This window comes from Ruegeria sp. BG3, from assembly GCF_056538485.1.
The window spans coordinates 151,189-173,348 of the sequence record NZ_JBQFTE010000010.1 but is presented as its reverse complement, the minus strand read 5'-3'; the positions used below and the strand labels follow the sequence as shown (position 1 = coordinate 173,348).

The 22,160-nt window shown below is 60.4% G+C and carries 19 protein-coding genes; 8 read left to right on the top strand and 11 right to left on the bottom strand.

Going from position 1 to position 22,160, the window contains the following annotated elements; translation table 11 throughout:
- Positions 1 to 3: 3 nt before the first annotated feature.
- The 3 genes from ACR0AI_RS16705 to ACR0AI_RS16695 form a co-directional block, all read right to left on the bottom strand.
- Positions 4 to 1,335, bottom strand: coding sequence for an NAD(P)/FAD-dependent oxidoreductase (locus tag ACR0AI_RS16705; RefSeq protein ID WP_480675787.1), 1,332 nt, complete (start codon positions 1,333 to 1,335; stop codon positions 4 to 6).
- Positions 1,336 to 1,496: 161 nt separating this feature from the next.
- Entirely contained in the window at positions 1,497 to 1,769 is a 273-nt protein-coding gene (locus ACR0AI_RS16700; protein ID WP_480675671.1) for a hypothetical protein, read from the bottom strand.
- 271 nt (positions 1,770 to 2,040) lie between these two features.
- Positions 2,041 to 3,699 carry an NAD+ synthase gene (locus ACR0AI_RS16695; protein ID WP_480675670.1) on the bottom strand — a complete coding sequence of 553 codons (1,659 nt, stop codon included), beginning with the start codon at positions 3,697 to 3,699 and terminating at the stop codon, positions 2,041 to 2,043.
- Positions 3,700 to 3,826: 127 nt separating this feature from the next.
- On the opposite strand from ACR0AI_RS16695, the gene ACR0AI_RS16690 reads away from it, so the two are divergent.
- Positions 3,827 to 5,338 carry an MORN repeat-containing protein gene (locus tag ACR0AI_RS16690; RefSeq protein ID WP_480701408.1) on the top strand — a complete coding sequence of 504 codons (1,512 nt, stop codon included), beginning with the start codon at positions 3,827 to 3,829 and terminating at the stop codon, positions 5,336 to 5,338.
- 4 nt (positions 5,339 to 5,342) lie between these two features.
- On the opposite strand, the gene ACR0AI_RS16685 is transcribed toward ACR0AI_RS16690, so the two are convergent.
- On the bottom strand, positions 5,343 to 6,008 hold the full coding sequence (locus ACR0AI_RS16685) for an SDR family NAD(P)-dependent oxidoreductase (RefSeq protein ID WP_480675666.1): 666 nt from the start codon (positions 6,006 to 6,008) through the stop codon (positions 5,343 to 5,345).
- A 291-nt stretch (positions 6,009 to 6,299) separates the two neighbouring features.
- On the opposite strand from ACR0AI_RS16685, the gene ACR0AI_RS16680 reads away from it, so the two are divergent.
- A complete protein-coding gene (locus ACR0AI_RS16680; protein WP_480675664.1) occupies positions 6,300 to 7,868 on the top strand; it encodes a 2-isopropylmalate synthase in 1,569 nt (522 codons plus the stop codon).
- Positions 7,869 to 8,022: 154 nt separating this feature from the next.
- Here ACR0AI_RS16680 and ACR0AI_RS16675 read toward each other — a convergent pair whose 3' ends face one another.
- Positions 8,023 to 8,808, bottom strand: coding sequence for a 23S rRNA (adenine(2030)-N(6))-methyltransferase RlmJ (locus ACR0AI_RS16675; protein WP_480675662.1), 786 nt, complete (start codon positions 8,806 to 8,808; stop codon positions 8,023 to 8,025).
- 155 nt (positions 8,809 to 8,963) lie between these two features.
- Here ACR0AI_RS16675 and ACR0AI_RS16670 point away from each other — a divergent pair, with 155 nt between their 5' ends.
- The 6 genes from ACR0AI_RS16670 to ACR0AI_RS16645 are packed head-to-tail and all read left to right on the top strand — an operon-like array spanning position 8,964 to position 15,531.
- The gene (locus tag ACR0AI_RS16670; RefSeq protein ID WP_039523195.1) at positions 8,964 to 10,010 is read left to right on the top strand and encodes a rod shape-determining protein; all 1,047 of its coding nucleotides are present in this window, start codon (positions 8,964 to 8,966) and stop codon (positions 10,008 to 10,010) included.
- 59 nt (positions 10,011 to 10,069) lie between these two features.
- The gene (gene mreC, locus ACR0AI_RS16665) at positions 10,070 to 10,972 is read left to right on the top strand and encodes a rod shape-determining protein MreC (RefSeq protein WP_170378866.1); all 903 of its coding nucleotides are present in this window, start codon (positions 10,070 to 10,072) and stop codon (positions 10,970 to 10,972) included.
- Positions 10,965 to 11,501 carry a rod shape-determining protein MreD gene (locus tag ACR0AI_RS16660; RefSeq protein WP_480675660.1) on the top strand — a complete coding sequence of 179 codons (537 nt, stop codon included), beginning with the start codon at positions 10,965 to 10,967 and terminating at the stop codon, positions 11,499 to 11,501. The genes mreC and ACR0AI_RS16660 overlap by 8 nt, the downstream gene beginning before the upstream one ends.
- Positions 11,498 to 13,447, top strand: coding sequence for a penicillin-binding protein 2 (mrdA, locus tag ACR0AI_RS16655; protein ID WP_480675658.1), 1,950 nt, complete (start codon positions 11,498 to 11,500; stop codon positions 13,445 to 13,447). Before ACR0AI_RS16660 ends, mrdA begins: the two co-directional genes overlap by 4 nt.
- Positions 13,444 to 14,583 (top strand): rod shape-determining protein RodA, encoded by a 1,140-nt coding sequence (rodA, locus tag ACR0AI_RS16650; RefSeq protein ID WP_170462716.1) that lies wholly within the window; start codon positions 13,444 to 13,446, stop codon positions 14,581 to 14,583. The genes mrdA and rodA overlap by 4 nt, the downstream gene beginning before the upstream one ends.
- Positions 14,584 to 14,598: 15 nt before the next feature.
- The gene (locus ACR0AI_RS16645; RefSeq protein ID WP_480675656.1) at positions 14,599 to 15,531 is read left to right on the top strand and encodes a 2-hydroxyacid dehydrogenase; all 933 of its coding nucleotides are present in this window, start codon (positions 14,599 to 14,601) and stop codon (positions 15,529 to 15,531) included.
- A 31-nt stretch (positions 15,532 to 15,562) separates the two neighbouring features.
- On the opposite strand, the gene ACR0AI_RS16640 is transcribed toward ACR0AI_RS16645, so the two are convergent.
- The 6 genes from ACR0AI_RS16640 to ACR0AI_RS16615 form a co-directional block, all read right to left on the bottom strand.
- Complete coding sequence (locus ACR0AI_RS16640; RefSeq protein WP_480675654.1) at positions 15,563 to 17,578, bottom strand: M3 family metallopeptidase; 2,016 nt, start codon at positions 17,576 to 17,578, stop codon at positions 15,563 to 15,565.
- Between the two features lie 62 nt (positions 17,579 to 17,640).
- Positions 17,641 to 18,690 carry a HesA/MoeB/ThiF family protein gene (locus ACR0AI_RS16635; protein WP_480675652.1) on the bottom strand — a complete coding sequence of 350 codons (1,050 nt, stop codon included), beginning with the start codon at positions 18,688 to 18,690 and terminating at the stop codon, positions 17,641 to 17,643.
- Entirely contained in the window at positions 18,690 to 19,145 is a 456-nt protein-coding gene (dut, locus tag ACR0AI_RS16630; RefSeq protein ID WP_480675650.1) for a dUTP diphosphatase, read from the bottom strand. The genes ACR0AI_RS16635 and dut overlap by 1 nt, the downstream gene beginning before the upstream one ends.
- 16 nt (positions 19,146 to 19,161) lie before the next feature.
- Positions 19,162 to 20,358, bottom strand: a complete 1,197-nt coding sequence (coaBC, locus tag ACR0AI_RS16625; protein ID WP_480675648.1) for a bifunctional phosphopantothenoylcysteine decarboxylase/phosphopantothenate--cysteine ligase CoaBC — start codon at positions 20,356 to 20,358, stop codon at positions 19,162 to 19,164.
- Between the two features lie 63 nt (positions 20,359 to 20,421).
- Positions 20,422 to 21,246, bottom strand: coding sequence for a ChaN family lipoprotein (locus ACR0AI_RS16620; protein WP_480675646.1), 825 nt, complete (start codon positions 21,244 to 21,246; stop codon positions 20,422 to 20,424).
- Positions 21,243 to 22,121 carry an RNA polymerase factor sigma-32 gene (locus tag ACR0AI_RS16615; protein ID WP_170378887.1) on the bottom strand — a complete coding sequence of 293 codons (879 nt, stop codon included), beginning with the start codon at positions 22,119 to 22,121 and terminating at the stop codon, positions 21,243 to 21,245. Before ACR0AI_RS16615 ends, ACR0AI_RS16620 begins: the two co-directional genes overlap by 4 nt.
- Positions 22,122 to 22,160: the final 39 nt, after the last annotated feature.

Genomic DNA, 22,160 nt, shown 5'->3' with positions numbered 1-22,160 from the left:
CCTTCAATACCCAGGGTCCGGCCGAACCTTTGAGCCATCGGTAAACCGAGACAGGCGAAACGCGGCCGGATCCACACAGGGCGTTCTGTGCATGACCAGATCTGCCATCAGCAGGCCCGCACCGGGGCCGATGCCGAAGCCGTGGCCAGAAAACCCGGTGGCAATGAACAGACCCGGCAGATCATCGACCGACGACAGAACCGGGATCGCGTCCGGTGTCACGTCAATCATCCCCGCCCAGCTTTGGACGATCTCGGCTTTCTCCAGCGCCGGATAGCTCTTGCGCGCATTTGCCCACGCGCCACGGATAACCTTTTGCGACGGCTCCGGATCTAGCACGCGGCAATGTTCGAACGGAGTCACATCGGTGGGCAGCCAGCGCCGATCCTCGCGCGCCTCGGTCGCCCAGCGGCCTGACAGGCGAAAGCGCAGCGATCTCCATTCCTGCACGAATGCTGGCAGGAACTTGAGTGCCAGCCGGAAACTGTCGGGTACGATATCCACCGTGTTTTCATGGCCCGAGGCGATGGTATAGCCGCCATCCGCCCGCTTTCGGATTGCAAACCAATCCGACCACAACGCGACCTCTGGCCCCTCGACCACCGGCGACACGCGCATGACTGTGTTCAGCACTTTCAGTTGAGGCAGGTCGATCCCTGCATTTCCCGCAAACAATCGCGACCAAGCCCCTCCGGCCAAAACAACCCCGTCACACGCCACGCGGCCCCGTTCGGTGAACACTCCGGCAACGCGACCTGCTTGCATGTCGACATTACGGACGGCGCAATTGGTCATGACGATTGCCCCGCGATCACGCGCGGCCTCGGCGATGGCGGGGGCGGCCCATTGCGGCTCGGCCCGACCGTCTTGCGGCATGTAGAGACCGCTTGAGATATCCGACTGCGCCCCGGGCATCAGCTCGGCCAGTTCCGCACCAGCGACGATCCGCGCGCCAGTGTCCAACCCGTCGACATGGCGCATCCAACGTTCAAGATTTCGCGCATCCCGCTGGCCTGAGGCCCCGAACAGAATCCCTGACTGCGTATAGCCGGTCTGACGTCCGATCCGGTCATCCATCCCGCGCCAAAGCCGCAGCGAATCTTGCATCAGAGGGATCTCCCTCGGGTCGCGCATCCCAAGACGCACCCATCCCCAATTGCGAGAGCTCTGCTCACCCGCGATCTGACCCTTTTCACATAGCAGAACGGAAACGCCCCGCTCGGCCAGTTCCAAAGCCGTGGATACTCCAATGATACCGCCGCCAATCACAACGACATCGGTTTGTTTCGGCAATGAAAGATCGGAGTCGAAGACAGTAGGCTTGGGACCGGGCATCAAAAGCTCATGGACAATCGCATGGACCGCCATGGAGACCGACCACTGCGCCACTGGCAACCGGTTTTTTGAGGTTCACAACAGGATTGTGTGGACCTGTGGCGCGCACGCCAAAGGTGCCGCGAAATACGCCGCACCTTCTTCGACTTTAGCTTGGCGATTTACGCCGCGCCTGACAGCTCAGCCCATTTCTGACGCAGATTAGCCGAGAACCCGGTAGCCTCGGGCTTTGATCCCGCCTTGACCTCTTCCTGAGGGACAAGATCAGGGAATTCAGGCCGCTTCATCGGCGCGACATTCTGCTGACCCGCTTCTTCCCTCAGCATGTCCGCAATGGCCGCATCCAGTTTCTCCTCATCCAATTCTTGAGGAGGAGATTCCATCGTATTCAGCGCCCACGGCGCGTGAAGCGATTTATCATATTGCTCATTCATCGTAACACCACACTGTTCACTCAGACATCCCACCCGGATGTGGCGTTGTCAGGCTAAAAAAGGTTTGCCATGACTCTGCGCCCCTCGCAGCAATACGTCACACCCGCCTCACATGAGGCAATATCTAAGCGTAAATGTGGCGGAAAAATGTCGTAAAAACAAGGACAGCCTGCGGATAACCCCGGAAAATGAACGGGGCACGCGCTCCATCGGAAACAATACGGGAAATCAGGGAGGCACTACACCATAAACGGGAAACAATGTGCCTTATTTACTCCTGATCACGCCAACGATTCACGATCGGATAGCGACGATCCAACCAGAAGGCCCGGCTGGTCAGGCGCGTGCCGGGGGCGGATTGGAACCGTTTATACTCGCTGATGTAAATCAAATGCTCGACCCGTTTGGCATCGGCCTCATCGAAACCGGCCGCAACACAATCGGCGATCGAGCCGTCCTGATCGACCAGGATATCCAGAATGCCATCCAGAACCGGATAGTCCGGCAGGCTGTCGCTGTCTTTCTGATCTTCGCGCAGTTCGGCGCTTGGGGGCTTGTCGATGACCGAGGGGCGGATGACCTCGCCCTCAGGCCCCATCATCCAGTCGCGATGATTGGCGTTGCGCCAGCGGCAGGTCTCGAACACGCGGGTTTTGTAGAGGTCTTTGATCGGGTTGTAGCCCCCGTTCATGTCGCCATAGATGGTGGCATAGCCCACGGCGACCTCGGATTTGTTGCCGGTGGTCAAAAGCATCTCACCAAATTTGTTCGAGATCGCCATCAGCAACACGCCGCGCAGGCGGGACTGGATGTTCTCTTCGGTCAGATCGGCATCGCGACCGGTGAACAGAGGGGCCAGAGTCTCGGTCACCGCCGCGCGGCTGTCCGAGATTGGCACATAGTCGTAGTGAACACCCAGTGCCTTTGCGACCGCCTCGGCATCGTCCAGCGAGGCTTGGCTGGTGTATTCCGATGGCAGCATCACGCAGCGCACATTGTCAGCGCCAATCGCGTCAACGGCAATGGCCGCAACCAGGGCTGAATCGACCCCGCCTGAAAGCCCAAGAACCGCCTTTTTGAAACCGGTCTTACCCATGTAGTCGCGCAAGGATTGGACCATGGCACGGTAGTCCTGCTCCCACACATCCGGTTGGGGCACGATCTCGGCCGGAACGATGCGCCAGCCGTCATCACCACGCTCAAGATCTACATGGCGTATCGCTTCGTCGAATACGGGCATGCGGAAGACAAGCTCACCACCCGGGTTCAGACCGAAAGTTGCTCCATCAAAAACCTGATCGTCCTGCCCGCCGACCATGTTCAGATAGATCAGCGGCAGGCCGGTCTCGACCACGCGGGCCACCATGTGGTTTAGACGCACATCGTATTTGTCCCGGAAATAGGGCGAGCCATTGGGGATCAGCAGAAACTCTGCCCCGGTTTCCTCCAGCGTCTCAGCCACATCCGGATGCCAGCCATCTTCACAAATAGGGCTGCCGATGCGGAAATTGCCCACCGAGTACGGTCCACCCAGCGGGCCGGAATCATACAGACGCACCTCATCAAAGACCGTTTCGTTCGGGAGATGGTGTTTCAAGGACTTGCTGGTGATTCGGCCACCATTCAGGATCAGATACGCATTGTAGAGGCTTTCATCTTCGACCCACGGCCCGCCGATGGCAATGGCAGGACCCTCCGCACAATCCGCAGCGAAATCCTGAACTGCGGCCATAGCAGCGCGGTGAAACACGGGCTTCATCACAAGGTCCTGCGTGTTGTAGCCGGTGATGAACATCTCGGGGAAGGCCACCATATCGGCCCCGGCCTCGCGGGCCTCGTGCCACGCTGCGTGTGCTTTGGCGGCATTGCCGGAAATATCCCCCACGGTGGGGTTAAGCTGCGCCAGAGTGATGCGGAAACGGTCGGCCATGCTGCCCTCTTGCCTTCGTCAGTCCATTTGCATTTAGCAGATCACCGCGCGAGTGAAAGGGCCATGCGGCAAAAGCCGTTGCTCTGCCCGTTACGGTCCCTTAGTTTTGCGCCGAAGAAAGCAAGCAATGATGACCGGGCAGGCAGGAACAACAATGGATGTGATCCGCAATTCGATTGCTGCGGGGGCCATGACCCTGATCGCAGCGGCAGCCTTTGCACAGGACGGAACCGTCATCGTCAAGGATGACGAGGTCGGAGGTGTCTATGAAGGCACCTTCCTGAACGGCTTGCGGCACGGGACCGGGTCGTATCGGCTACCCAACGGCTTCGAGTATTCGGGCGAATGGATCGAGGGCAAGATTCAGGGGCAAGGCACGGCGCGTTTTGCGAATGGCGCGATCTATGAAGGTTCCTTCGCCGATGGCCAGCCGGACGGCCAGGGCAAGATCACCTATCCCGATGGCGGCACCTATGAGGGGACGTGGTCCAACGGGGCCATCAACGGAACCGGCGTGGCCCAATATGCCAATGGCCTGCGATATGAAGGCGAGTTCAAAGACGCGCGCCATCACGGCAAGGGAACTCTGTCCGACCCCAACGGCTATTCCTACGAAGGTGACTGGGTCGACGGTGAAAAGCAAGGCATGGGCAAGATCACCTCGGCCGATGGCTCGGTCTATGAAGGTGAGATCGAACAGGGCCAGCGCCATGGTCAAGGTCGTCTGGTTCAGTCGGACGGCGTTGAATATGACGGTCAGTGGCAGAACAACGTGATGACAGGCACCGGGCGGCTGACGCTGGCCAACGGGGATGTCTACGAGGGCGCCTTGCTGGACGGGCGCCGTCAGGGCAAAGGCAAAGAAACCTATGCCAACGGCAACGTCTATGAGGGCGACTACGAAGACGATCAGCGCCACGGCAAAGGCACCTTCACCGGAACGGATGGCTACAGCTATACAGGCGACTGGTCCCGTGGTCAGATCGAGGGTTTTGGCGAGATCACCTATCCCGACGGCTCAACTTATATCGGCGAACTCAGCGCAGACCTGCCACATGGCAAGGGCCAGAACACATATCCCGACGGCACAGTTTACGATGGTGAGTGGGTTGCGGGTGTCTTCGAGGGCCGAGGCAAGGCCACATACCCAAACGGCGTCGTCTATACCGGCGAGTTCCGGAATGCGGTCAGCCATGGCACCGGCGTCGTCACCTTTGCCAATGGCTACCGTTATGAGGGCGAATGGGTCGATGGCGCGCGGCAGGGCAAAGGCAAAGCCAGCTACGCCGACGGCACGATCTATGACGGAGATTTCCTGAACGGCAAGCGCCACGGAAAAGGCACGATCATAACGCCCAGCACCTTCACCTACACGGGCGATTGGGTTGACGGCAAAATCAGCGGCGTCGGCGTTGCGACCTACAGCACGGGCGATGTGTACGAAGGCGGTTTCCTCGACAACAAACGCCACGGCGAAGGCACCATGCGCTATGCCAACGGGCAAGAGGAGACAGGCGTGTGGGACAATGACGCTCTGCCTGCGCAAAGCGCAGCGGAGGAAGCGCCCGCGCAAGAGGACCAACCCGCTCAGGCCGAAAACGCAGAGGAACCAACCGAGGCGGAACCCTCCGACGGTTAACTCGCTACCACGGGACGGGTTTTCCGGCCCAGTCGAAAAACCCACCCGTGTCATCGGTCGTCAGACCGTTGACCACGTTCAACAGGTTCATTGCGGCCTCTTCAGGCTCAACCGCCGGATGCCGCCCAAGGTATTTCTGCGTGAAGGCCGTTTTGACGGTACCGGGATGCAAAGACACGCAGATCGCCTGTTTGTGCGTGCGCGCCAGCTCAATAGCCGAGGTATGGACGATCTGATTCACCGCAGCTTTCGCTGCCCGGTAGCTGATCCAACCACCAATCCGGTTGTCTCCGATCGACCCCACACGCGCCGACAGAACACCAAAAACAGATCGCCTGTCGCGCGGTAGCAATCTGTGCGCACGGCTGAGGACCAAGGCCGGACCAACCGAATTCAACGCAAACTGATCCATCATTGTCTTTGCCGATACAGCGCGGATCGTCTTTTCCGGCACTGCCCCGTTGATCTCCAACGCGCCGGAGACGACCAGAACCAGATCGAACGGGTCAGGTAGATCATCCAGCATTTGCGACGCCTGCTCCGGTTGGGTCAGATCAAACCCGTCAACAGACCGGGACAGGCTCGTAGCCTGCGTACCCTGCCCCTCAAGACGCGTGCAAAGCGCCGAACCAATTCCGCCAGAGGCGCCTATGACCAAAGCTGTTTTCATGTCTCACGACCTAGCGGCGGCGACGGTTGGATCAATGATAGGTCCTCAAGAATTCGCACAGAAAGGACCAAGCCCTCATTTTGGTTCTTTTCATTCCGCGCAAGCTGGGTATAACCTCATCCTCATGATCAACCGCGCAGATATCCTTGTTGCCGACACCGCCCTTCGCGGTGCGTCGCTGCGTGGCCTACTGATCCTAATCCGCCTCTGAGCGTGCCATCCGGCGCGCCCGCTCAGAGGAGGACGCCAGCGCGCCAAGAGGCTTTAGGACAGAAGAAGAAAGAGAACCCCATGACCAACGTGACCGACCAAGACCGCGTCTTGATCTTCGATACCACTTTGCGCGACGGCGAGCAGAGCCCCGGCGCAACCATGACCCACGACGAAAAGCTCGAGATTGCCGAGCTGCTGGACGAAATGGGCGTCGACATTATCGAAGCCGGTTTCCCCATCGCATCCGAGGGCGACTTCAAGGCCGTATCCGAGATCGCGCAACGGTCGAAAAACAGCCGTATCTGCGGTCTGGCCCGCGCGAACTTCGCGGATATCGACCGCTGCTGGGAGGCTGTAAAACACGCCGAGAAGAACCGTATTCACACCTTCATCGGCACCTCCCCCCTGCACCGCGCCATTCCGAACCTGACGATGGACGAGATGGCCGAGAAGATCCACGAAACCGTCAGCCATGCGCGCAACCTGTGTGAAAACGTTCAGTGGTCACCGATGGATGCGACCCGGACCGAGTGGGACTACCTCTGCCGTGTGATCGAGATTGCGATCAAAGCGGGCGCAACCACGATTAACATCCCTGACACGGTGGGCTATACCGCCCCAGTGGAGTCGGCCGACCTGATCAAGCGTCTGATCGAGACCGTACCGGGCGCTGATGAGGTGATCTTTGCCACCCATTGCCACAACGACCTTGGCATGGCGACTGCGAACTCTCTGGCCGCTGTTGCAGGCGGTGCGCGTCAGATAGAATGCACCATCAACGGTCTGGGCGAACGCGCGGGCAACACGGCTTTGGAAGAGGTCGTAATGGCGCTGCGCACCCGCAACGACATCATGCCTTGGCACACAGGCATCGACACCACCAAGATCATGCACATCTCGCGCCGCGTGGCGACTGTGTCCGGCTTCAACGTGCAGTTCAACAAGGCCATCGTTGGCAAGAACGCCTTCGCGCATGAAAGCGGCATCCATCAGGATGGGATGCTGAAGAACCGCGAAAACTTCGAGATCATGCGCCCCGAGGACATCGGCCTCTCCGGCACCTCTCTGCCCTTGGGCAAGCACTCGGGCCGCGCCGCGCTGCGCGACAAGCTCGAGACGTTGGGTTTTGATGTGGGCGATAACCAGCTCAAGGACATCTTCGTTCGGTTCAAGGATCTGGCCGACCGCAAGAAAGAGGTGTTCGACGACGACCTGATCGCGCTCATGACCATGGATGAGCATGACGACTATCTTCAGCTCGTCTCGATGAAAGTGACCTGCGGCACCGGCGGTCAGGCCGAAGCAACCGTTGAGCTCGAGATGGACGGCAAGGACATCGTCGCCACCGAACATGGCGACGGGCCTGTGGATGCAACATTCAAAGCGATCCGCGCGATCTATCCCAACACGGCCCGGTTGCAACTCTATCAGGTTCACGCAGTGACAGAAGGCACCGACGCGCAAGCCACCGTCTCGGTCCGCCTGAGCGAAGACGGCATGATCGCAACCGGCCAATCGGCCAACACAGACACGGTCGTTGCGTCAGCCAAGGCCTACATCCACGCGCTGAACCGCCTGATTGTTCGTCGCGAGAAAACAGGCCCCGGCGCAGACATGCGTGAGATCAGCTACAAAGACCTAACCTAGAAACCGCAAAGGGCTCCCGCACCCGCGGCGGCCCTGCTTCGTCGACCCACCTTGGGTTTTGGGCCCGGCAGCGCGCTGCCGGGCCCAACGCGTTTGGCAGCATCTTTGATGCAGGCAAACGGGACGGGAGCTTTGCTTGCTCCTCTCCAAGACCTCAGAGTTGTTTGAACAACGCGGACAGTCTGCGGGTTTCCTGATCCAAACCAAAAGGCGCGTTGATCACGAACATTCCCGATCCGACCATCCCATACCCTTTGCGCGCTGCGGGGAATGTCACCTCGTGTTTCAACACCTTCGGAAAATCCTGAGACGTCAGTGCATCCACCATCGGCTTTTGACGGCCATCTTTTAGGATCGGATACCACAAGGCGATCACACCGACATTCCATTTGCGATGCAGCTTGGCGATGACCCCCGGCAGGCGGTCATATTCCGCCTTCACCTCGTAGCTGGGATCAATCAACAGCATGCCCCGTCTGGGCATTGGTGGAAGTAGGGACTGCGCCAGTTCATACCCGTCCTGCTTGTAGACGCGCGAATTGCCCCCCGGCACCGCCAGTGACAACGCCGCGTATTCCTGCGGATGCAATTCGGCGAGGTGGAGACTGTCCTGCGACCTCAACAGACTAGCGGCAATCAGGGGCGACCCGGGGTAGCTGGCCTCTCCAAAACGCGCTCGGGTCATCTCGATCGCTTGCGCCAGTGGATGATTATCGCCAAACCAAGCGCCTCGCTGCACCCGCTCGATCCCGGCGGCTGCTTCTCCGGTCTTGCGGGCCTCGTCTGAATCCAGATGGTAAAGCCCGCGCCCCGAATGGGTTTCGACATAGGTCAGCGGTTTGTCCTTTTGGGTAAGATAGGACAGCGTCCACGCCAATAAAGCGTGCTTTTGCACATCAGCCAGATTCCCGGCGTGGTAAATATGTTGATATGAGAGCATATTGCCTTCTACAGTCCCTGCAAATGAGGCGAAAAGGTGCTGATTGCCGCGGAATCAGCCCTTTTACCGGGCGAGTTGGCACCCTATAAGTCATCCGTCCCGGAACCGTCGAGTCGCGGGCAGTAGAAAAACCGACATACAGGATCAGGGGAAACATGGGGATCTTTGGCAATCTGGGCGGCCTGTTCACAGCGGACATGGCTATCGACCTTGGAACGGCAAACACGCTGGTCTACGTCAAGGGGCGTGGTGTGATCCTGTCTGAACCCTCGGTTGTGGCCTATCACGTCAAGGACGGCGTGAAAAAGGTTCTGGCGGTTGGCGAAGACGCCAAGCTGATGCTGGGTCGGACGCCGGGTTCGATTGAAGCCATTCGCCCAATGCGCGAAGGCGTGATCGCCGACTTCGACACCGCCGAGGAAATGATCAAGCATTTCATCCGCAAGGTGCATAAGCGTTCGACCTTCTCGAAACCAAAGATCATCGTCTGCGTCCCGCATGGCGCGACCCCGGTTGAAAAACGCGCGATCCGTCAGTCGGTTCTCTCCGCAGGCGCGCGCCGCGCGGGTCTGATTGCCGAACCGATTGCCGCGGCGATTGGTGCAGGCATGCCAATCACCGATCCGACCGGAAACATGGTCGTCGACATCGGCGGCGGCACCACCGAGGTTGCAGTTCTTTCGCTGGGCGATATCGTTTACGCCCGCTCGGTCCGCGTGGGTGGAGACCGTATGGACGAGGCCATCATCTCATATCTGCGTCGTCAGCAAAACCTTCTGGTCGGCGAATCCACCGCTGAGCGCATCAAGACCACCATCGGCACCGCCCGCATGCCCGACGATGGCCGTGGCCAGTCGATGCATATCCGCGGTCGCGACCTGCTGAACGGCGTGCCGAAAGAAATCGAGATCAGTCAGGCTCAGGTCGCCGAGGCGCTGTCAGAACCCGTCCAACAGATTTGCGAGGCTGTGATGACGGCGCTGGAGACCACTCCGCCCGATCTGGCCGCAGATATCGTGGATCGCGGCGTAATGCTGACCGGTGGCGGAGCGCTGCTGGGGGATCTGGATCTTGCTCTGCGCGAACAGACAGGTCTGGCCGTGTCGATTGCCGATGAAAGCCTGAATTGTGTGGCTTTGGGCACCGGCAAGGCGCTAGAATACGAAAAACAGCTGCGCCACGCGATTGACTACGAAAGCTAAGGCGCGCACCCTTTAGAAAATAGGGTAAATTCGGCCCGAGCAGCACGGGAAGGTAACCTGTGGCAAAAGACCGATCACAGCGCGATGACTACACGGCCCCACTGCGCCGTCTTCTTCTGGGGATTGTCGTGCTGTGCCTGCTGGGCATCTTCATTGTCTGGCGGATCGATAGCCCTCGGGTTGAACGGTTCCGCGCGCAGGTTGTGGATGCTGTTGTGCCGTCAATGGATTGGGCCATGGTTCCGGTCACCGCAACCGTCAACCTGTTCCGTGATTTCCAAAGCTATCAGAGCCTGAGCGAGCAGAACCGCGAGCTGCGCTCGGAACTGCGGCTGATGCGCGCCTGGAAAGAGGCCGCGTTGCAGCTGGAACAGGAAAACGCGCGGCTTCTGGATTTGAACAATGTGCGGCTTGATCCTCGCCTGACCTATGTCACCGGTGTTGTGATGGCCGATAGCGGCTCACCCTTCCGGCAGTCGGTGCTATTGAATGTGGGGGAGCGGGACGGGATCGTTGATGGCTGGGCCACGATGGACGGGATCGGCCTGGTTGGCCGTATCTCGGGCGTTGGGCCGGATACGGCGCGCGTTATTCTGATGACTGACGCCTCAAGCGTCATTCCCGCAACCATCCAGCCCTCTGGCCAGACCGCTTTGATCACGGGCGACAATACCCCTGCCCCATCCGTCGAGTTTCTGGAAAACCGTGAGCTTGTGCGCCCCGGCGACCGTGTCGTGACCTCGGGTGATGGCGGCGTGTTTCCCGCCGGTCTGCTGATCGGCCAGATCGCCGCAGACCCCGGAGGTCGCCTGCGCGTGCGCCTCTCCGCCGATTTCGAACGGTTGGAGTTCCTGCGCGTTCTTCGCTACAACTCGGCCCCCACGATCCGCGATCCGGGTCAGATCGTTGGCCCCTCGCGCCCCGCTGCTTCGTTGTCGTCTGAGGAAGCTGGTGATGGATAAACCGGCCTCTCACAAATGGGCGATGCGCAGTCTCTATGGGGGGCTAGCGGTGTTTGTTCTGTTCCTACATCTACTGCCACTGGATACGCAGCCGGATCGCTGGCCTTTTCCGGACTTTCTGATCGTCCTGACCTTTGCATGGGTGCTCAGGCGGCCGGACTATGTGCCCACCGTTTTGGTCGCTTTGGTCATGTTGCTGGCCGATTTGCTGCTGCAACGCCCGCCAGGTCTGATGGCCGCTTTGGTGGTGCTTGGCGCGGCTTACTTGCGGTCTGCGGCACCCGGGATGCGAGATGCGGGCTTTGTGGCTGAATGGATGTCCGTCAGCGCCGTCGTTGCTGGCGTGTTTCTGGGCAACCGGGTCATCCTTGCGATCCTATCTGTTGACCAGGCGGCTTTGTTACCGGTTATGATCCAGCTTGTGCTGACAATTCTGGCCTATCCGGTCATTGTGCTGCTGTCTCAGAGTGTATTCGGCGTGCGCCGCGTCTCGGCCGCGGATGCCAGTGCTGCAGGGGCGCGTGTATGAAACAACGCAAGATCAAAAGCGAAGGTGTCGCCTATAAACGTCTGCCCCGGCGGGCCCTGCTGCTGGGCGGTTTGCAGGCGGTTTTCATTGGCGGGCTGGCCGCGCGTATGCGGTATATGCAGGTCGACCAAGCAGATGAATATCGTCTTCTGGCCGAAGAAAACCGCATCAACATCCGCCTGATCCCGCCGACGCGTGGGCGCATCTATGACCGCAACGGGCAGGTTATCGGGCAGAACTCACCGTCCTACCGCATCGTCATTGTGCGCGAGGATGCCGGTGACATCGACAAGGTGATCGCCAAACTCTCGGACCTGATCCCGCTGAACGAGGATGAGATTGAGCGCGCACGCACGGAAATGCGCCGCTCGGCCCCGTTCCTGCCGGTCACATTGGTCGATCAGGTGACGTGGGAGGATATCTCGAAAGTCGCGGTGAACGCCCCGGCCCTGCCCGGTGTCACGCCTGAGGTCGGCCAGACCCGACAATACCCGCGCTACGAGGATTTCGCCCATATCGTCGGCTATGTCGGCCCGGTCAGCGACTATGACCTCAGCCAAATCGAAGACCCAGAGCCGGTGCTGCGCATTCCCCGGTTCCAGATCGGCAAGGTCGGCCTTGAGGCCAAGCAAGAGATCGACCTGCGCGGCAAGGCAGGCTCCAAGCGGGTTGAGGTGAACGCCACCGGCCGCGTCATGCGCGAGTTGGACCGGCAGGAAGGCCAACCGGGTGCTGATCTGCAACTCTCGGTCGACGCGGACCTGCAGCAATACGCTCAGGCACGGCTTGCCGGAGAAAGCGCCGCCGCCGTTGTCATTGATTGCGAAACCGGAGATCTGCGGGCGATGGCCTCGGCCCCCAGCTTCGATCCCAACCTGTTTGTGCGTGGCATCTCGGTCGCGGATTACCAGATCCTCACGCAGGACAAATACCGCCCCCTGGCCAACAAGACGGTTCAGGGCACTTATCCGCCTGGATCGACCTTCAAAATGGTCACCGCCTTGGCCGCGCTTGAGGCCGGTGTCGTTGGCCCCGGTAACACCGTTTACTGCCCCGGCCACCTCAAGGTCGGCAGCCGCCGCTTCCACTGCTGGAAACGCGGGGGACACGGTATGGTGGACCTCAATACATCGCTCAAGCGCAGCTGCGATGTCTACTACTACGACGTGGCGATCAAGGTCGGCATCGACAAAATCTCAGAGATGGCGCGGACCCTCGGGCTGGGCATCAAGCACGACATTCCCATGTCCGCTGTGCGTGCCGGTCTGGCGCCCAATCAGGAATGGAAGCAACGCACTCATGGCGAGGACTGGCTGATCGGTGATACGGCCAATGCCTCGATCGGGCAGGGATTCATGCTGGCGTCACCGATGCAGCTGGCCGTGATGACCGCGCGGATCGCCACGGGGCGGGCGGTGACACCGCGTCTGGTCCGCTCGATTGATGGGGTCGAACAGCCAACCGGCGCAGGTGAGCCGCTTGGGATCAGCCCAGCCAATCTGAACTACATCCGCGAGGCGATGTGGTCAGTCTCAAACGACCGGCGTGGCACGGCCTATCGCAGCCGGATCATCGCCGATGACCTCCGCATGGCGGGTAAAACCGGTACCAGCCAGGTACGCAACATCACCAAAGCGGAACGTGCCGCAGGTGTGATTCGCAACGAGGACCTGCCATGGGAACGGCGCGACCATGCGCTGTTCGTCAGCTTCGCCCCCTACGACAAACCCAAGTACGCCATTGCGGTTGTGGTCGAACATGGCGGAGGCGGGTCCAAGGCGGCGGCCCCGGTCGCGCGCGACATCATGCTTCAGGCGCTTTACAACGGCACCCCGCCGCTTGAGGCTTACCCGGCCGGAGATCGAGAGCGCATCAAGGAACAACAAAAACGGCTCGAGGGCGATCGCCGCCCCAAAGCGCGCCCCAGCGAGAAGGACCGCGCATGAGCTATCTTGAATATGCGGTCAAATCCACGCCATCGGGGTTCCGTAAATTCCTGTATATGAATTGGCCTCTGACACTGTTGCTGATCAGCACGGCCAGTGCCGGGTTCCTGATGCTGTACTCGGTGGCGGGTGGCTCGTGGATGCCCTGGGCCGAGCCTCAGATCGAGCGTTTCGGGCTGGGCCTGACGGTGATGTTCATCGTCGCGCTGGTGCCGATCTGGTTTTGGCGCAACATGTCGGTATTGGCTTATCTGGCTTCGATCGCGCTGCTGGTATTTGTGGAGCTGTTCGGCACAATCGGCATGGGCGCACAGCGCTGGATCGACCTTGGGTTCATGCGTTTGCAACCATCCGAAGTGATGAAGGTCGCGCTGGTGATGCTGTTGGCGGCCTATTACGACTGGCTGCCCTCGCACAAAACCTCACGCCCACTTTGGGTTCTGATCCCTGTCGTGCTAATCCTGATCCCTACCTTCATGGTACTGCGCCAGCCGGACCTTGGGACCTCGATCCTGCTGCTGGCTGCGGGCGGAGGGCTGATGTTTCTGGCTGGTGTCCACTGGGCCTATTTCGCCGCCGTGATCGCGGCGGTCGTTGGACTGATTGCGGCCGTCTTCAATAGCCGGGGGACCGAGTGGCAGTTGCTGAAAGACTACCAGTTCCGCCGGATTGACACATTTCTTGACCCGTCTACTGACCCGCTGGGCGCGGGCTATCACATCACCCAGTCCAAGATCGCATTGGGATCGGGTGGATGGAATGGGCGCGGCTTCATGCAGGGCACGCAATCACGGCTGAACTTCCTGCCGGAAAAACACACCGATTTCATCTTCACCACATTGGCCGAAGAGTTCGGCTTTGTCGGCGGCATCACCCTATTGCTGCTCTACGCGCTGATCCTGATCTTCTGCATGGTCACGGCGCTGTCGACCAAAGACAGGTTCTCGTCGCTGGTCACCATGGGGATCGCGCTGAACTTCTTCCTGTTCTTTGCGGTAAATATGTCGATGGTGATGGGGCTGGCTCCGGTTGTCGGGGTGCCTCTGCCCATGGTCAGCTATGGCGGGTCGGCCATGCTGGTTCTGATGGCCGCCTTCGGTGTCGTGCAAAGCGCCCATATCCACCGCCCCCGCTGATCGGAAAGCCCCTCGATGCCTGTCAATATCCTGTTCTCCGCACGTCCTGAGCTTTGGCCGGTGTACCAGCCACTTCTGACCGAGGGGCTGCAAGAGGCAGGCGTCGCCTTCAATCTGGCAACCGAATTCCCCGAGGATGAGGTGGACTACATCGTCTACGCCCCAAGCGGCGGGCTGCTGGATTTCACGCCCTATACCCAGCTGAAAGCGGTTCTGAGCCTCTGGGCCGGGGTCGAGAAGATCGCAGGGAACAAGACGCTGACCGTGCCACTGGCGCGGATGGTGGATCACGGTCTGACCCAAGGCATGACCGAATGGGTCGTGGGGCATGTGCTACGCTATCATCTGGGGATGGACCAGCACATCAAAGTGCAAGATGCTCTGTGGTCGCCTGACGCGCCGCCATTGGCGAACGAACGTCATGTCTGCATTCTGGGCCTTGGCGCATTGGGGCATGAGGCTGCCCAAGCGCTGGCCGCATTGAATTTCAACGTCACCGGATGGAGTCGCACCCCCAAAGACGTCCCCGGAGTAACCTGCCTGAGCGGCGAAGACGGGTTGCGAGAGGCTCTGTCAAAGGCCGAGATCGCCGTCCTCTTGTTGCCCGATACACCCGCGACCGAGAACACTCTGAGCACCGAAACACTTGCGCTGATGCCTATAGGCGCGCGGATCATCAATCCGGGGCGTGGGCCTCTGATCGACGATGACGCGCTATTGAAGGCGTTGAATAAAGGCCAGATCGGACATGCCACTCTTGATGTGTTCCGGGTGGAGCCTCTGCCCGCCGATCATCCCTACTGGGCGCATCCGAACGTAACGGTGACGCCGCATATCGCCTCGGAAACTAGGCCGGTCACAGCGGCGCAGGTGATCGTCGAGAATATCCGGCGCGGGGAAGCTGGCGAGCCGTTCGTGCATCTGGTGGATCGCCAGCTGGGGTATTGATCCCTCGATCCAAGGGCTGGAAGAGAACGGTTTAAGCTGCGATCAGGCCGCGCCCTTTCAGCAAGGCTTCGACACCTGGCATCCGGCCCCGGAAGGCCAGATACAGCTCCTCAGCCTCGCGCGAGCCGCCAGTGGACAGGATATTGTCTTCCAGAGCTTTGGCGCGTTCCGGATCAAATGCCCCTCCGGCCTCTTCAAAGGCCTCGAACGCGTCGGCATCCATCACTTCGGACCACATGTAGCTGTAGTAGCCCGAGCTATAGCCATCGCCCGCGAAAACATGCGCGAAATGCGGGGTCGCGTGGCGCATGCCGATGGCTGCGGGCATACCGATGCCGTCAAGGACCTCGGCCTGTTTTGCCATCGGGTCCGCCGGGGCCGCGCCTTCATGGAAAGCCAAGTCAACCAAAGCCGAGGCGACATATTCCACCGTCTGGAACCCCTGATCAAAATTCGCGGCTTTCAGCACTTTCTCGAGCATTTCCTGCGGCATTGCCTCGCCGGTGTCCGCGTGGGTGGCGAACTCGGCCAGAACCTCGGGGACCTCCAGCCAATGTTCGTAAAGCTGGCTTGGTAGCTCGACAAAGTCTCGCGCCACGGACGTGCCCGAGATGCTTTCATAGGTCACGTTCGACAACATCTGATGCAGGGCATGGCCGAACTCATGGAACAGTGTGCGCGCGTCGTCATAGGACAACAGAGCCGGATCGCCTTTGGCGAAGTTGCACACGTTGATCACGACCGGAGCCTGTTCTTTGGGGAACTTCGCCTGCCCCCGCATTGCGCTGCACCATGCGCCCGACCGTTTGGACCCACGTGCGAAATAGTCACCAATGAAGACCGCTATATGCTTACCCTCTCGCGTCACCTCCCACGCCCGGCAATCGGAGTGGTAGAGCGGCACGTCCAGCGGTTTGAACTCCAACCCGAACAGACGGTTGGCACAGGCGAACGAGGCCTCGATCATCCGGTCCAGTTGCAGGTAGGGTTTCAGCGCGGCCTCATCCAGATCATGCTCGGCCTTGCGGCGTTTCTCGGCGTAGTAGCGCCAATCCCACGCCGCCAGAGGGCCGTTCACGCCATCCTCCTGCATCATCGCAGTCAGCACCTCGGCATCTGCGTCGGCGCGCGCCTTCGCGGGCTCCCACACTTGCATCAGCAGGTCGCGGACGCGGTCGGGCGAGCGGGCCATTTCGGTTTCCAGCTTGTAGTCGGCAAAGCTATCATAGCCCAACAGCTTGGCGCGTTCTTCGCGCAGGCTAAGGATTTCGGCGGCGATGTCGCGGTTGTCGGTCTCACCACCGTTTGCTCCGCGCGCGGTCCATGCGCGATAGGCTTTTTCCCGCAGGTCGCGACGGGGTGAGAATTGAAGGAACGGCACAATGATCGACCGGGACAGGGTGACTACTGGACCAACAGCGCCCTTTTCCTGACCCGCCGCGCGTGCGGCATCGACAACGAAATCCGGCAGGCCCCGCAGGTCATCCTCGGACAGATCCATGAACCAGTCGCGCTCATCCGCCAGCAGGTTTTGGGTAAAGGATGTTCCCAGTGACGCCAGCCGCGCCTTGATCTCTTGCATCCGGGCGTCCTGCTCGCCTTCCAACGCAGCACCAGCCCGGACAAAACCGCGATGAGACAGCATCAACACGCGGGCCTGTTCGTCACTCAGGCCCAGATCATCGCGCCTCGCCCACAGGTCCGCCACACGTTTGAACAGCACCTTGTTCGAGGATATACCCGAGAAATGCGCGGCCAGCTTTGGCGAAAACTCTCGCTGTAGCTGTTCGCGTTTCGGATTGCTGTCCGCGCCCGCTACTGTGAAGAAAACCGACAGCACTTTGTCCAGCTGCTCACCCGCGGCCTCGAGCGCTTCGATCGTGTTGGCGAAACTCGGGGTTTCAGCGTTTGCGGCGATCGCGTCGATCTGCGCGTTATGCGCCTGCAGCGCCTCATCCAAAGCGGGGGCGAAATCGTCGTCCGAAATCTTGGCAAAAGGGGCGAGTTCGAACGGAGTGGTCCAGTCGGACAGGATCGGGTTGGTCATTCAGATCTCCTTTGCCCACAACCTAGGAAGGGCCGGTCAGATGATCCAGAGCAACATGGCGTTTATTCATCACCCGCGCCGCAAATCGGGCAGTCAGAGCGTTTGGACAGGGTGATTTTGCGGCTTTCCCCATAAAGCGCGTCATAGATCAGCATCTCGCCGCGCAGCGCCTGACCGGCCCCGGTGATCACCTTGATCGCCTCAACCGCCATCATGGATCCAACCACGCCCGGCAAGGGGCCGATCACGCCCGCCTCGGAACAGGACGGGGCCAGACCGGCTGCGGGGGCTTCGGGGAAAATACACTGGTAGCAGGGGGTACCCTTGGCCGGATCGAAGACGCTCAGCTGTCCTTCCCATTGAGACAGTGCGCCCGAGATCAGCGGTTTGCCCAACGCGACGGCCGTGTGATTGGCCAAATAGCGGGTTTCGAAATTGTCGGTACCATCCAGGATCAGGTCGAAATCACCAAACAGGTCTGACGCGATTTCCTCGCTTAGACGCCGATTGTAGGGCAGAACGGAGACGTTGGGGTTCTGCGCCTCCATGGCCTGCTGGGCCGAGAACACTTTGGCCATTCCGATATCGGCGTCGCGGTGAATGACCTGACGCTGGAGATTGGCGTTTTCGACCACGTCGTCGTCGATCACTCCGATCGTGCCCACACCCGCTGCAGCCAGATACTGCAAGGCTGGTGCGCCGAGACCCCCGGCCCCAATCACCAACACGCGCGCCTTTTTCAACCGTTTCTGCCCCGGTCCACCCAGTTCGCGCAGAACGATATGGCGGGCATAGCGGTCCAGCTCTGTTTCAGTGAACCGGTCCGAGGGTTTGGCCTCGGTCTTGTCCGCTTCGGGCTGCGCCCGATTTCGCAGCGCTTTCAGCCCCTTGCCATAGACCATGACCAGAGCAGCCGCTCCGGCCAGCATCAGCCACAGCGCAGCTGATCCTCCCGTCGCTTCGCGCAGCGGATGACCGCTCGGCAAAACCATATGCGACAGGATCACCCCGGCCATAAGCACACTGACCGAGGTCACACGCGCCGTGCGGGACACGCCCGCGATATAGCCGACGCCCCAAAGACCCGCGGCAAGGACCAGAACCAGCAGCATCAGCCGCGCCCGGTTGAGCCGAACCCGCCCGACCCACGCGCGGTATCGCCAAGGGTTTCGGTCAGTTCAAACGTGGCCTGCACTACAGGCGCGATGATCAGCTGCGCGATGCGTTCTCCGTGGGTGACCTCGAACCGGTCTTGCCCTGCGTTCATGACGATCACACCCAGCGGGCCGCGATAGTCGCTGTCGATGGTCCCCGGCGTATTGGGCAGGGTGATGCCGTGCTTCAATGCTAAGCCGGACCGCGGGCGGACCTGCACCTCATACCCCGCCGGGATTTCGATTCGCAGGCCGGTGGGGACAAGGGCGCGCTGCCCCGGATCCAGGAAAATCGACGCACCTCCGGGAAGGTTGGCGCGCACATCAGCCCCGGCCGCGCCTGAGGTCTCATATGAAGGCAGTGGAACAGAGGCGTCTGCCCCTTCTTCCCGGATTACGCGGATAGCTACCATCTGTATTCCTTCTGTCTTATCCGGCCAGCGCGTCGGCGATCTTTTGTGCCAGACGCGCGGCGACCATGCCTTTGCCCATGCGCGGCCAGCTCTCGGCCCCTTGTTCCGAAATAAGGACGACTGCATTTTCCGAACCACCCATGATGCCGGTTGCCGGGCTGACGTCATTTGCCACGATCCAATCGCATCCCTTGCGGGCCCGCTTTGCAGTTGCGTTGTCGATCACATCGTCGGTTTCCGCTGCAAAGCCCACAACCAGATCAGGGCGACCCTCGCCCATCTGCGAGACGCGTTTCAGGATGTCGGGATTCTCGGCGAACTCCAGCGAGGGCAGACCATCTCGGCTTTTCTTCAGTTTCCGATCCGAGGCGGTGGCCACTTTCCAGTCGGCGACTGCTGCGGCAAACACACCTGCATTCACAGGGAGCGCCGCATCCACTGCGTCCGACATCTGCTGTGCTGTCTCAACCTCCACGACCTGCACGCCTTGGGGCGGCGGAACTTCTGCAGGACCAGTGACAAATACCACCTCAGCCCCAAGCGCCGCCAAGGCGCGGGCAACGGCAGTCCCCTGCGCCCCGGATGAGCGGTTGGCGATGTAGCGCACCGGATCAATGGGTTCATGCGTCGGGCCGGAGGTCACAAGGATGCGTTTACCCTTCAACGGCCCATCAGCCAGGTGCGCCTCGACGGCGGCAACGATCTCTAGCGGTTCAGACATCCGGCCCGGACCGTATTCGCCGCAGGCCATGTCGCCCTCGTTGGGTCCTACAAAGCGGATGCCGTCCTGCTGCAACAGTTTCAGATTGCGCTGAGTCGCCGGGTGGTCCCACATACGCACATTCATGGCAGGCGCACACAGAACGGGCGTGTCAGTGGCCATCAGAAGGGTCGAGGCCAGATCGTTGGCCAATCCCGCCGCCATCTTGCCCATCAAATCAGCGGTAGCGGGGGCAACCACGATCAGGTCAGCCGAGCGTGACAGCTGGATATGCCCCATCTCGGCCTCATCGGTCAGGTCGAAGAGATCGCGATAAGCTTTCTGTCCGGCAAGCGCAGAGACTGACAGTGGCGTCACGAACTCCTCGGCGGCGCGGGTCAAAACGGGAGTGACTTGCGCACCGCGCTCTTGCAGCCGTCGGATAAGATCGAGCGACTTATAGGCCGCAATGCCACCGCCGATGATCAGCAGAATGCGTTTGGATGCCAGCATGTTCAGCCCTTCCCGTCCCGGTCGGTCCCGACATTAGGCAAGGCCACCGGGTAGTTCCAGCGGTTAATTCTGCGTCTCAAACGCTTTGCAAGGGTCTTCACGCTCAATTTCCGGGCTGTCGATCACCGCATCAAAGGTCCCGTCGATTGCGCCGCCTTCGGACTGGCCTAGCACAAAGACCTTCAGCCCCGGCTTCAGGCGCGACAGAAAGGTCGGGATGCCCCGGTCGGTTCTCGCGTGGCCATTGCCGGTGATCACGGCAATCGGACCATCGGTTTCCTCTTCCGCGCGCAGGATCGCTCGGGTCAGCACCGCGTCTCGCAGGCGTTGGATCGAGACCATTTGCGGCAACATCTCGACAGGCAGAGCATCGCAATGGGCGGCCAGTTGATCCGCCTCGCGTGCGGCTTGATCTTCCGGCGACAGCGGAACGGTCAGACCATAGCGGGCAGCGTCTGCACCAAGGGCCGTGGCCGCGCCCTTTTCCATCGCGGCGCGCGCGGCTGTGCGTGGAACCATGGCGCCATAGACCGGCGCGTCCGAGGCCTGAAAGACTGGGTAATACATACTCAGTGGGGGCCAACCCGATTCCGCCCAGCGCAGGATCCGAGATAATTCCTCGGGGTTGGAGGCGGCGGTCTGCGCCAGACGCTGCGCGCCTTCTTCGGTGACCATTTCCCACACCACCGCGGACGGAGAGATCGCGCCTAACGCCTCAGTCTGTACAAGGTGGTGACGCGGATTGTCGTGGATTTCGCCAAGGATCACCACATCTGCGTCCTGCATGGCTGCCAGGACATCCTCGGGGATCAACTCACCGGCTTGGACCGGGCGCACCGCACTGGCTGTAAACGCCAGCACACACAGCAGAATCGCAAATCTTATCATGCGATGAAGTGTTGCACCTCACGCGATTGGGCTTCAAGGTTCTTGCGCATCTTGGTGAAGGCCGCGGCCTCAAGCTGGCGTACACGTTCCTTCGATAGACCCAGCTCATTCCCCAAGCTTTCAAGGGTCCGGGCCGGTTCGCGCAGCTTACGTTCACGCACGATAAATCTTTCGCGGTCATTGAGGGATTGCATCGCCATCAGTAACCATTCGCGCAGCTGCTCGGTGTCGTGGCGATGTTCAACCGCCTCGGCGGCCTGCTCACGATCATCTTCCAGCGCATCAATCCACTCACGCCCATCTTCATCCGCTGACTGCACCGCGTTGAGCGAAAAATCCGAGCCGGACAGACGCCCTTCCATCATCTCGACATCGCGCAAGGGCACACCGATTTCCGTGGCAATCATCTGGTGCAGCTGATGCCGATCCAACTCCTGCCCCTCGGTGGCGGCTTCACGTTCCAACCGTGCCTGAACGCGGCGCATGTTGAAGAACAGAGATTTCTGAGATGAGGTCGAACCGGTCCGCACCATCGACCAGTTACGCATCACGTAATCCTGGATGCTGGCTTTGATCCACCACACCGCATAGGTCGAGAACCGCACACCGCGATCAGGGTCAAACTTGTCGGCGGCTTTCATCAATCCAAGACCGGCCTCTTGGATCAGATCATTCATCGGCGCACCGTAGCGCTTGAACTTGGCCGCCATTGAAATAGCTAGACGCATGTAGGCGGTGATCAGTCGGTGCAGTGCTTGTTCGTCGCGATTGTCGCGCCACGCATAGGCCAGTTGCAATTCGGTTTCCGCGTCCAGCAGTTCGGCCTTCATCGCTTTGCGGGACATCGAGAAATCGGATGCGTTGTCCAGTGCCATGAAACTCTCCCTTTTTGCAGGCATCAGCCGGGCTTGCCT